The sequence below is a fragment of the Phocaeicola sp. ICN-14070 genome (assembly GCF_037892625.1).
GTDB lineage: Bacteria > Bacteroidota > Bacteroidia > Bacteroidales > Bacteroidaceae > Phocaeicola > Phocaeicola plebeius.
The window spans coordinates 1-12,085 of record NZ_JBBKBF010000084.1 but is presented as its reverse complement, the minus strand read 5'-3'; the positions used below and the strand labels follow the sequence as shown (position 1 = coordinate 12,085).

Annotated in this window: 12 protein-coding genes; 9 read left to right on the top strand and 3 right to left on the bottom strand. The window is 35.6% G+C overall.

The features are described from left to right. A partial coding sequence (locus WKT20_RS16355; RefSeq protein ID WP_340417734.1) for a phospholipase D-like domain-containing protein occupies positions 1–532 on the top strand: 532 nt, incomplete at its 5' end. 126 nt (positions 533–658) lie between these two features. Here the strand turns inward: WKT20_RS16355 and WKT20_RS16350 are convergent. From WKT20_RS16350 to WKT20_RS16340, 3 genes are all read right to left on the bottom strand, one after another. Next, positions 659–3,028, bottom strand: a complete 2,370-nt coding sequence (locus WKT20_RS16350) for a DNA/RNA helicase domain-containing protein (RefSeq protein WP_340417733.1) — start codon at positions 3,026–3,028, stop codon at positions 659–661. Beyond that, positions 3,025–3,366 carry a nucleotide pyrophosphohydrolase gene (locus WKT20_RS16345; protein WP_118165045.1) on the bottom strand — a complete coding sequence of 114 codons (342 nt, stop codon included), beginning with the start codon at positions 3,364–3,366 and terminating at the stop codon, positions 3,025–3,027. The genes WKT20_RS16350 and WKT20_RS16345 overlap by 4 nt, the downstream gene beginning before the upstream one ends. A 1,627-nt stretch (positions 3,367–4,993) precedes the next feature. Beyond that, on the bottom strand, positions 4,994–6,472 hold the full coding sequence (locus tag WKT20_RS16340) for a hypothetical protein (protein ID WP_340417732.1): 1,479 nt from the start codon (positions 6,470–6,472) through the stop codon (positions 4,994–4,996). Between the two features lie 217 nt (positions 6,473–6,689). Between WKT20_RS16340 and WKT20_RS16335 the strand changes: the two genes are divergently transcribed. The 8 genes from WKT20_RS16335 to WKT20_RS16300 all read left to right on the top strand — a co-directional run. Next, positions 6,690–6,839 carry a hypothetical protein gene (locus WKT20_RS16335; protein ID WP_340417731.1) on the top strand — a complete coding sequence of 50 codons (150 nt, stop codon included), beginning with the start codon at positions 6,690–6,692 and terminating at the stop codon, positions 6,837–6,839. A 79-nt stretch (positions 6,840–6,918) separates the two neighbouring features. Next, positions 6,919–7,536, top strand: coding sequence for a DnaB-like helicase C-terminal domain-containing protein (locus tag WKT20_RS16330; RefSeq protein WP_340417730.1), 618 nt, complete (start codon positions 6,919–6,921; stop codon positions 7,534–7,536). 952 nt (positions 7,537–8,488) lie between these two features. Then, a complete protein-coding gene (locus WKT20_RS16325; protein WP_340417729.1) occupies positions 8,489–8,707 on the top strand; it encodes a DUF6140 family protein in 219 nt (72 codons plus the stop codon). A gap of 75 nt (positions 8,708–8,782) precedes the next feature. Then, the gene (locus tag WKT20_RS16320) at positions 8,783–8,974 is read left to right on the top strand and encodes a hypothetical protein (protein WP_340417728.1); all 192 of its coding nucleotides are present in this window, start codon (positions 8,783–8,785) and stop codon (positions 8,972–8,974) included. Between the two features lie 41 nt (positions 8,975–9,015). After that, positions 9,016–9,363 carry a hypothetical protein gene (locus WKT20_RS16315; protein ID WP_340417727.1) on the top strand — a complete coding sequence of 116 codons (348 nt, stop codon included), beginning with the start codon at positions 9,016–9,018 and terminating at the stop codon, positions 9,361–9,363. Beyond that, entirely contained in the window at positions 9,360–9,737 is a 378-nt protein-coding gene (locus WKT20_RS16310; protein ID WP_340417726.1) for a hypothetical protein, read from the top strand. Before WKT20_RS16315 ends, WKT20_RS16310 begins: the two co-directional genes overlap by 4 nt. Before the next feature lie 169 nt (positions 9,738–9,906). Then, positions 9,907–10,644: a hypothetical protein gene (locus tag WKT20_RS16305; RefSeq protein ID WP_340417725.1), complete on the top strand. Its 738-nt coding sequence runs from the start codon at positions 9,907–9,909 to the stop codon at positions 10,642–10,644. A 538-nt stretch (positions 10,645–11,182) separates the two neighbouring features. Beyond that, positions 11,183–12,085: AAA family ATPase (locus tag WKT20_RS16300; protein WP_340417724.1), on the top strand; the 903-nt coding region annotated here is incomplete at its 3' end.

Below are 12,085 nucleotides of genomic sequence, written 5' to 3'. Positions count from 1 at the left end.
TGGAAAGACTGATGTCCGCATCTATGATTACATTGACATCCGCCTTCCTTTATGCGAACGTATGTACCAACGCAGATTGAAAGGCTATGCCGCTATAGGCTATCAGTTGTTGGAGAACGAGCCATCAGTAACTGAGCAGCATCCTCAAAGTCTATTTTCAGGAAATAACTATCAAGCGTCTTTGGTGGAACATATATCCCAAGCCAAACATTCTGTACTGATTGCTGCCATGAAAAGTGGATTGAAAAAACAGTCTGGTCTTTGGAGGGCATTGAAGGAAGCTATATGCAGAGGAGTACAAGTGGTTGTATTCGTAAAACATAGGAATGAGCAAGTGGAGTGGCTGCAAAGAGAAGGATTTGCTGTTTATGTTTCAGAATCGTTGACTCTTCAATTAGTCGTTATCGACAAAAAGGATATCTGGTATGGGAGTATCAATTTTATCGGGTATGCAACAGAAGAAGATTTTGCAGTACGATTCGCGGATAAACAATTGGTTGCGGAAATGATAGACATGTTGTATGGTGAGTAGTTACTTTTAAAAAACTCGAAAAAGTGTGATTGGGCATTGCATGGCTGATTGTCTTTCTTTATCAACCTATCATATAATAAGCAAATATCGCTCTATTTGTGTGTTTAGGTTTAGTTCTCTTTGTTTCTATATCTTATCAGGCTGTAAAATACCTATGAACTCTCCTATAATTCGGAACTCATCTGCATTTTCTTCTTCAATAATGATAGGGGAGTAGTTAGAATTTTTGGGCTGGAGAACAATCTCTTCATGAGCCCAATTCCCTTCCGCATCAAATGATTTCTTACTGGTATATGTTTTGATAGAATAACTGCCAGTATAGTCAGGATCATAGTAATTATGGTGTTCTGCAAGTACAATTTTCCCTTGTCGGCTGCCTGCTGGATTCGCCCTAAAGACACAATAATCTCCATCGTGAATGAGCGGTTCCATAGAATGTCCTACAGCCTGTACGATAAACATATTCCGGTTAAGTTTTCCCATTCCTTCAACTTTCATCCAACCGGTTTCATCAACTATTTCTCCTTCCCCAAAATATCCACATGCAGCCCGTATGGAATATAAAGGCAGAAAATCAATGTATTTCACTTCGTCATTGACTTCTGGCTCTATTCTCAATTCAGGAACAGACTCATGTTGAGGTTCTAATTGGGCTGCAAGATATTCAGCCAATGCTTTATCACAACAATACACATAACAGCCTTTCATACCTCTTGTAAGTAAAGTACGGTATGTGTTTTTAATAATCTCATCGGCATCTTGCAGAGCTTTACTTTTATTGTGTGTAATGAACGACTTGAACCCTTTAACAGACTGGTCGTTACCAGAACGTTGAGTGACATCAGTAATAATTTGTCCGTTTTCATAACGCATGTCTGGACCAATAATGACTCCTATGTACTCCAGTTCCAATCCTTGGCACGTATGTATGCAACCTATTTCCTCGATAGATTTATCACCTATAATCCATAAATTTTTATCTGTATTCAGATTCCATCGTTTCTTGAAATGAAATTCTGGCAGGACAATGTCATAGTCATTGGGACTTTTCTTACTGTTCCAATCCCAGCAGTATCCAGCTACAACACGTGCTTTGTTGTTGATTTTATTTTTTTCTTTGATAGCCTCAAATAATTGGTTTGGATCTGAGAAAATTTTGAAATCGTAATCTTCAGCAGACAACCGAATATTGGCTGTTTCCTTAATCTGCAAAGTGTTATCGAGCCAACTTAAGTAACCGTCTGAACCATTGCATCGGAATTGAGAACTTAATTTAGCAGTGTGTACAATTGCTCCACACGATTCTGCAAATTTTTGTATGGCAGCTTTGGAGCCTATATCTTTGATATGTACTCTTTGACGGTCATCGACAAAAAATATGGAAAAACGAGCTGCTTGTATAATTTCAAGAATCTGATTTTCGCCTAAATTACTGTAGAGACCACTTTTCATATTCAGCCTGTGGGCTTCATCCACAATTAAAGCTCCAAAAGTTTTCTGTGGGGTATCTATAAAACTACCGCTACCTACAAACAAGTTGTTAATGTAGCTTTTTTTAAAGCTCCCTGATAATTTAGCTGTATATACATCACGTGGTGCTGCATTTTTAGATACATATTGAGCTACAACACCTTCTTTAGTCAATTCAACTAATAGATTTACGGCGACAACGCTTTTCCCTGTGCCAGGTCCACCCTCTACAATAAAAACATGTTTGGGTCCTTTTGCGGCTTCTCTTGCCAAATTTAACGCAGTTTCGTATACAACCTTTTGATCATCCAATAATACAAACTCTCTATTTCCATGTAACATGGAGTTTAGAGCGTCAGCCAGTTGCTTGGAAGGCCGTAGTTTACCCTTATCGATGAGATATATAATATCCTCTTTAGAACCGTACTTGATATATTTCTTAATAAAATCTTGTAGTTTTCCTGCATCTGACTTTAAAAATAAAGGTGCTTTCGCTATGTACTCAGCATAGCATTCATTAGAGATGATATGATCTTCCTGATAGTTATGTAAGAAAGCGCAGGGCATGAGTTGTATACTTTGTTCGCGTACGGTCTCATTATAGTTTTGAAGCATATAAGCATACGACCAGGCCTGATAGGAAGGATGTGCCGTTTCACTTTCACCGTGTTGAAAATGAGTTTGTATGATACCAGATTTTTTGGACAGTTTTGCTTGTTCCCATTGTTTCAGTTCAATAATGACAATATTGGAACGCTGATTAGTATCAACTCCAGAAATAATGAAATCAATACGTTTGGACGTAAGGGGTATTTGATACTCGATGGCTATTGTTGAAGCATCCGGAATATCTGGTGTATTGATTACTTTATACATGTGCATCATGGAATTTTTCCATGATAGCTTTTCATTGGGAGAAGTATGTCTTCCTAAATGAAGCAAGAAAGCGTGATCAATATCGTCCGCAATAGTTCCATTGAAAACGTCATTGATGAATCCTTTTTTACTGGCGTGATATACAATCATAATTCAGTGTATTTCTTAGCGTTACCTTTGGATTTGTCAACAGGATATTTTTCTGCGTTTTTAGCTAATTTTGACAAGATGATTTCTTTGATATCTAATTTGTATTTATCAGCAATAAGAAATGCATAATTCATAATATCGGCTAATTCTTCTTTAATTTTATCAACGTTTACCTCTTCTGGCTGTTTCCATAAAAACGCTTCGTTTAATTCTGAAGCTTCAATAGACAAAGCCAGTGCCAAATCTTTTCCGTTGTGGAACTGATCCCAGTCTCTATCTTTAGTAAACTGGACAATTTGTTCCATTATTTTTTTTATATCAGAACTTTGTGATGACATTACTCTTTCCTTTTTTTGTATACTAAAAATACTAAGAGTAGTAGGAATTTGATATTCTAAATTCTACTACATTATCATTTACCGATGCAGTATTTAACTATGTCTGACTATCAATAAGTTACGTTCTAAACGGTTCAAGAGCGATATTTTCAAATGGTATACTTTCTTTCACTTGACCACTTTAACGTATTTAACTTTTATTTGATATTGAAGCAATGGCTGCTGAGTTGCAGCATGATATACAATACATTGTAAATCAGGTATTTCGTGAAATAGCAGCAAAATATCATAATATTTATAGAACGCCACCATGACGGATCTTGGGCATTAATATATCGTCATGGCTCATTTTCTATATGATGAAAGTTTTTTCATACTTTCAACTCCAAAAAGTATTGAATATATTTTTCAATACTTCATTAGGTGTGATTCCACCGCCAACAAATTCGGCAAGAAGAAAGAGGCATTCACGTACAAACTGATTCGTCAAATCCTCGAAAAGACGCACGGAATGTTCATCCTGCATTGGGTAGAAGTCAATACTACTTGAAATTTTTCAGCAAAGAAAAAAGAGTTTCCCTTCTGCTTTAGGGATGAAGTTTATAAATAAGTTTATTAACCCATATATACATATATGAGCTTTATTAAACTTGTAAACTCAATAGCTTATTCCGCTGTATGGTTGAATCATTTAAGTAAGTTGAGTTTAAAATACATGTATATATTACATGTGAAATCTAAATTTTAAACTTTTAGAAAACCCTTCATCGGTCAGAATGCTGTTCTTGTTGATGAAGGACTTTAATTATCTTTTTTCCTTGCTGAAATTGTATAACTGTCTACGTAGCTCGTTGGGACTTTACGTCATTATATCGATGTTATTTTATTTTGTAGACTCTATAATATTGAACATTTTGAATAAGATCACATCAATGTCACTGTGCTAACTCTGATAAAAATGTCCATAGCACCAATGGGTAACGGTTCGGCTTTCCTTGAGTAAGTAATAAATGGAATTCATGGCTTATCGTTCTTGCTGGACATCGGCCAGTAGTTGTGTATCATTACTGGCCCATTCTGAAAGACCATTCTTGTTTTGTAATTCACAGAATGAAGGTGACATATGAGTTATAACAGTGTCAATTAGCTGATCTGAATTTATTTCCCCAAACTGTTCAGAATTGAATACAGGTTTCTCGTTAGGCCAATAATAGTTTGGCTCGTATATTTCTTTACCCATATTCAGATTTGGCTGATAGCATTTCTTTTGGATTTGTTCCCGTGCGTCTAGTCTGTATGAGCGGTCCAATGGATATTGCTCTACCTATGTAGAGCAGTGTATGTCCATAGGCTATTACAATTGAATAGTCCGGGATGGCCATAAATCTTTTATGTTTGAACGTTTTACCACCAAAGTAGGTAGGATTATCATGATTTTCCTTGACGAAAAGAACCCAATTATTGTGCTGTATGCATACGCTTAGCGTCCTGTTCGTTTGCTTGACGACAAGGCAAGTATACTCGTGAAATATGTGGATATGATGCACGATGCAATAGCATAGTGACGATAAACAAAAGGGAAAAGGAAATGGGACTGGCAAAGGTTATCTGTTAGTCCCATTTGCTGTTAGAATATGTCTGACACTTGTTCAAGTTCGTGGAAGTATGGTTTCTTGAACAACTCTTTAACGTCAAGGTTCTGATTTATGGAGTCAAGGCACAAGAACTGTCGTTCCTTTCCATCTTCGTCCAGTTCCGCATATATGAAGTTGTCAGTATGAGTCAGCGCACTGATACCGGGAATTGTTTCGTTGCCATCCTCATCATACTTGTCCAACTTGAAGATAGCGTTGTCGCCTTTGAAGAGTATTGCAGTATTGGTTACTGCAACATCTATAACATCAAAAGTTATTGCATATTGTGCTTGACAGTCTTCGTCTTCAAAATCACTGGCAGCACCTTCGTGATCAAGATACATGGTGTAGTAGTTCAATGCATCTTGTTTTTTGACAGCCTTGATGACAAGTGGTTTTTCGCTAACAGGCGACTCACTTGTGAACGTCAGTTCCCTCACTGTATGCCTATCATTCTCATACTCGATATCAGTACAGTCAAAAGAGATGGAATCTTCTGGTTGTTCTCGTTTGAGCATATTGTGCCAATTGGCTGATGGACGCATGATAATTGTATAACAGAAATCCTTATAGCCAATATCCTTGAACGTAAGTTGATACTTTGTGAAGCGTATTTTCTTCTCTTTGTAATCTATTTCATTGCGATAGAGGTAATAAGCATCTATATTGAGTGGTACGAACTCCCACACAATGTTGTCAGCCTCCTCTTCACATCGCCATAATCTTGGCAGTTCAAAATCCATAGGTACAATCTCTTTGCTGTATTGTCTGAGCTTTGCAGGAATTTCCAATGCGAATATTCTATTTAGCACATCATTGGTGATATGAATTAGAAGTAGTCTGTTAAGATATTTATCCCCCTCCTGCTCTTCCTCTATGAGCTTGCGCATTTCTTTAAGACATAGTATCTCCTTATACTTGGTGCTGGCACCGGCCTGGTGTGACTGTGCAATCTCCAACAATATGTCATATGCCTTTTTGAAATCATCGATAATATCGGTTACATCCTGACTGCTCTTGTTTTTGAATGTTGGTATCAAACCATAAGTCATAAGGATTATGATACCAATGTTCATTTCATCGTCCTTGTTATAAGCGTCATATCGCTCACATATGATGATGTCCTTTAGGTGTTGAGCTCCATCGTTAGGAGTCTCACCTTTGTAAAGGTAGTTCAGCAGATATGGTATGAAGCGTTTATTGGTTTCATGCCTAGTATTCTCAATGTATTTCTTGAAGAATTTGGATGTGGTTTCATATTGACAAAGTAGCCATGCAAGATTCACCTTTCCTTGGGTGTATTCCTTGCATTCTTCCGAGAACTTGCTGAAGAATGCTTCACAAGCAAAGGGTTTCTGTCGACTAAAGTGGTTTCCCGTCAATGACAAGCCAACTTTATCGCCAAGTTCCTTCTCCGTGGAGTAGAACAAGCGGAGACGGAGAATCGTATTTAGTCTTTCTTTATCTGTCATATAGTATACCTTTATTATATATGTAAAAGAGAGTTTTTTATTGTGATTTTGTAGAGGTAGATATCAATGCTGCCGAATCATAGGAAAAACACCCTCATATCGTGTATTATATTACACGTTAGTTTGATTTCCTTTTCCTATTTGGAGAATGGCTTTGTCATTATTTGCAAATGTAGCAAATTTGCAGCATAAAAATAAACTAAAATGAATAAGACATATGGAAAATCTCAAATTTGATGTCGATTATGACAAATTTAAGGACAACAACAATGGCGCTATCGTAGCCATCATCCTTGCAGGCGTAATAGCAATCGGAGCATTGTGTAAGTGTGGTATTGATGCAATAGGCAACAAGACAGCAAACTAAATGCCAATCTAATATGCATATTAGTTACATACCACAATGGCATAAGTACGCGTATAGTCCAATCTGTATGCCGTGTTGGATGACCAATCCTTTGTATATTCTTAAAAAGGAGAACAGAGTGTTGGTCATTCACACTCCAAAAGATCTACCAGAGGATATTGGGGCTGCCATTATCAACGAGATAGCCGTATTCGGACGAATGAAGACTTTACTTTATAGCTTGACGGAAGGTAGTGTGGCAGTTATCAAGAAGCTTATGGAGCAGCTTGGTGAAGTTGAAGACCTGCTAAAAACGGATTTACGCTTTTCTAAAGACTGTGAACGCATGACTGATGCTTTCAAGGCTCTGGAGAAGGCTCCTTTATTTATATATGATAAGGATATGGCTGCTTCAGAATTGGTAGAGAATACAAAACAGTTACTTGAAAATGTGGACAATCCAAGAACTCGACATAAAGTTGTCATCATTGACGACCTAACTGCTATTAGGGATATAGGGCTTAATCAGGGTCTTGACAAGACGGTTGTAGAAGTGTTTTTTAAAGAACTTGTTACATTGGCAGCACAGCGTAGTATTTCGATCATACTTATGAGCCATACACCCTTAAAAGAAGTACTTCCCATCAAGTCCTTACGTCCTGCCTATGTAACAATAGGGAAAAAGGAATTTACTTTGCAAACATTATTGAGTGAGTAACTATGAATAAGAAATGTTGATGTCTATGGCTATTGTTTGCTTGGCTAATCTTTAGTAATTAAAATATGGCAGAAAATAAGGGATGCGGATTCGACTGGGGATGCTTTCTTTGGGAACCATATTCAAAAGCATCATATTCCTTGGAGTTGTCATCTGGCAAGCAGATAAGTAAGGAAGTGTAACAAAAGCATACCATCATTGGGCTGATGACAGCTGGTGGTTTGCTCCTCTTTTCTGGATATACATGGTAATCTGGGGAGTGGTTGGAGAATTTCTTCTATTAGTAGTCTGTATGATGATTTATAACTCCATAAAGAACAAGATTAAACAATTATTCAAATGAGATAAGTAAAATGGTTAGAGGTACAATACCTTTTAAGTGTAGTGAGTGTGGTAAACGCTTTATGTCCCTCGATATTGAGTGGAATGCAACTGTTTTCTCTGCACCACAAAAGTGTCCAAAATGTGGCAGTATGCACACTCGTCCTTGGAGCATATTACCTTCGTTCATACAATATGCTCAGTATCAAAAGATTTGGAAGTGTTATGATGAACAAAGGATGTAAAAAGCATCAATAGATGTACAAAATGTAAGCTTAATTACATAAATAGTGTTGAAATGAATAAAAACGTATGTAGAACAAAAAAGTGTACGGAAGCTACTCGTGTTTCGAAAATTTTCACTAATTTTGAAAAGATGTACGTGCATGCTTGAATGAATATAAAAGAAGCGTTTAGGCTTCATATTGGAGACGAAATCGCCAAAAACAGTCTAGAACGGATGAAGGTAGCACAGCGTTCCTTCGATGATGTAGCACACATATAAGCAATATCAGGGGTAGGAGAAGTGTTCTGTTCACTGTTTTAAGGGTGTTTGGCGATGACTGTCACCAAGTGATAGATGCTAACCTACGCCTTTCTTTATCTACTAACTAAGTAATGCATTATAACCATGGCAAGATTTAGAATTACAACAAAGCACGTAAAGAACTGCAATGGCATACGAATAGAGCCCGGCATGTCAGTAGAGGTAATTACTCAGACTATGAGTAACCCTGTCTCCACTAATGGTGGTCAATGCGTTGTTGATGCTTTCTACCGTATTTACGGTATCAACATCAAAAAGGCAGGATGCTTAAATAATATTGAGCTAAATGTGGAACTCATGTAATCAGTTTTAAAATTTTATAACAAAATATATATGATACAATTTGGATATCCATTATACCTCCTAATAGCTGCTATAATGGCAGTAATTATAGGAACATGGCACGCCCTGTCAAAAGATGCAAAAGAGTTAATTGTTTTGGGACCTCGTGCTTCAGGTAAAACTTTGTGGCTTTGCTTTTTGAGGAATGTAAAGTATGAGCCTGGAGGAACGTTTGATAAAGAGTCATTTCCCTCATTTACTTTTAAGAAAAAAATGGTGATTCCATAAAGATTAAGAGTGGATATGATTATGGTGGACAAGAAGAAAATGTGAAATTATATTATGAACAGGCAATTTGTACGAGTACCCCAAAAGCTGTGATGTTTTTTTTCAGTATTTATAGTTATCTAAATGATTATTCATACAAAAAAGATGTCATTGCAAGACTTGGTTTTATAGAGAACAAATTTAGAAGTCAACTGGACAAAAATAATTTTTATCTTGTAATTTCATATGCTGATAAGGTTTCAGATTTTAAAGACAAGACAAAAGAAGCAACTAATGAGTTGAAGCAAACTTACAAATTAACGGATCTATTATCCAAAGCAAACATAATGGTAATAAATGCCACTAATAATTCAGATTTGGAAAACCTCAAAAATAAGATGAAAATATGATTAATAATATCTTATGGGTACAAGACAGCATAAAGGCTGACACAAAGCTCTTTTTTAATGGGACTCTTATTTCTCATTCTGACGAAAGATTTCAAAGGCTATATTCTGTTTTATGCGCAACGGATTCAGCAAGAAAAATTCAGAATGGTTCAAAATGTGAAATATTCATACAAGGTACAGGAGGACAAAAGTCATACATCATTAAAGGTAGATACAGTAACCTAGATGAAAATGGAAGAAGAATCCCATTTATGGCTTACATCAATAATATGATGAGTTTGAAAGAAGCCAAAGAAGAGTTGGTATCAATCAGTTTAAAACATAATTTTGAGATCGTTTCTGATGATATTAGCGTCTCTGAGAAAAAAAAATGAATCTTCTAACGACTCTTTTAATGACAGTATTAATAGGAGGAGCAATTGGCTATCTCGTGTACACATGTGTGGCAAGCATAACAAATAAAACTCCAAAAGCTACTATTGAAACTATGGATTCAATATCTTCTTTAGATTCACTTAATACAAAATAGTAAATCATCTCATTATGAATACCCAACCAAATGTAATCAGAATTGAACCACAAAAAATAGCTGGTTCTTGGAAATGGGAGAAAAATTCGGAAATGATTCCATCTTCTCTCATGATTATCGACCCTGAATTTGACAAACATCTTTTGCCTGCGTCTCTCTCACCTGCATTGTGTCAATATGGACAAACATATTTAAAATGTCCTTTCGATGATCGTTATATCCTTTTGCAAGAATATGAGGATGCTGTTCTACAAGCAAAAATACGAGAAATTGTAAACATTTTGACTGATCTTGGTGCGACTTATATTAAGTGGGAAACACAATTAATTGGACTTAAACAGCGTGACATCGACGAGGAGTTTAATGCCTTTATTCCACAGGGTGATTTACAAACAAAAGTTAAATCGAGTGAATCAGAAGCAAAAAGTAATAAATTTTCAAGTGAATGGACTAATGAAGTAATAGGGGTTGATAAAGAAGGGTTTGAAACAGCATTTATGAGAGCTAAACAATGTGGATTAGAGAATGATATGGTTATTTCTACTTTGCTAAACGCAAGAAATCCGCAAAAAAAAGCTCGTAATAAGACTTTCAAACAATCTACCTGCATATCATCGGAGCTTAATCATGTTCTTGATGTTGCATGCAGTCTTAATGCACTCAAAGGATTAGTACACCTTGACAATTCGTTTCATAAGACAACATCTATAAAAAGAGAATTTCATACTACATTTGAAGTAAATTTTGATTAATAATTAAACAAATTAATATGGCCACACTTAATCAACCAAACAATTATTCTACTGCTTTAGGGAAGAAGTTTATTAACCCATATAAACATACATGAGCTTTATTAAACTTGTAAACTCAATAGCTTTTCTGCTGTATGGTTGAATCATTTAAGTAAGTTGAGTTTAAAATACATGTATATATTACATGGGTAAATCTAAATTTTAAACTTGCAATAAGCCAGAGTAGAACGAGGTCTACTCTTCATTATTCATAAGAATACCATGTTCCTTGTCTATATGTTCTTGTTGAAATAAAATTATTGTACAAATTTTATTTTATTTTACATGGTGTTATATACCTATAATTCACAATTAGACAAGTATACTGGCGAATATTTCGTACCAGGGAGATTTTGATTAAATGATGATACAGCCTAGATTTATAATAAATTTGATAGAATAGATGTTAGTTTTAGATATTTGCATAAATGGTGTAAATAATCATACCTTATATGTAAATATTGATATTTAGCTATATATTTGTAGAAAACATGTTTGTATGATAGCAGAGATTAGATTTAAGAACATGTTCTCATTTAGAGACGAGGCTATACTAAGTTTTGAAGCAGATAGAAGTAAGGATATGGAATCATATCATGTTGTTGACTTTGGTGCTGGTGTGAGATTATTGAAGATAGCTGTAATTTATGGAGCTAATGCTTCTGGTAAGAGTAATATTATCAAGGTTTGTGATTTTATCAAGTCATTTATTACTTATACTCCACTTAATAAGACAGAACAAATTCAAATAGTTCCGTTTCTCCTGAATAAAACGAGTTCGAGGCACTTATCTGAATATTCGATTTCGTTCTATTTGAAAAATAAGGAAAAAACTGTTCGTTATGTCTATTCAGTAGCTTTAGACAGATGGCACGTAGCTAAGGAAAGTTTAATTTATTATCCAAGTCAACAACCTGCTACTATATTTGAAAGAAATACAGAGAATAATGTTTCTGTTATCAAATTTGGCCAGAAAATCAAAATACCGCAAGCTGTTAAAGAAGCAATGACATTGAAGTGTTTGCATAACATGTCAGTTTTTTCGGCCTATATGCAGGTGAATACACATATTGCGGAACTAGAGACGGTTTTTCAGTATTTGACCAATCAGGTTATGCCAGCTATTGTATCAGTATCAACTTTAAATCGTTATGCTGAAGAATCATTCAAGAATGAGTCTGCAAAAGATTATATTTTGAGGTATCTTCAGAAAGCAGATTTCAACATTTCAAATATTACTTCTAAAGAACAGGAAACACAAAAGGGACCGATTAATTATACCATGTATCAGCATAGAGTTTTATCTGAAGATGGGAATAATGATTGTTATGAGTTCCCTGAGCTACTTGAGTCGGACGGTACAGTCCGTACATTTAGCTTGGCAGCTCAAGTACAAAAAATG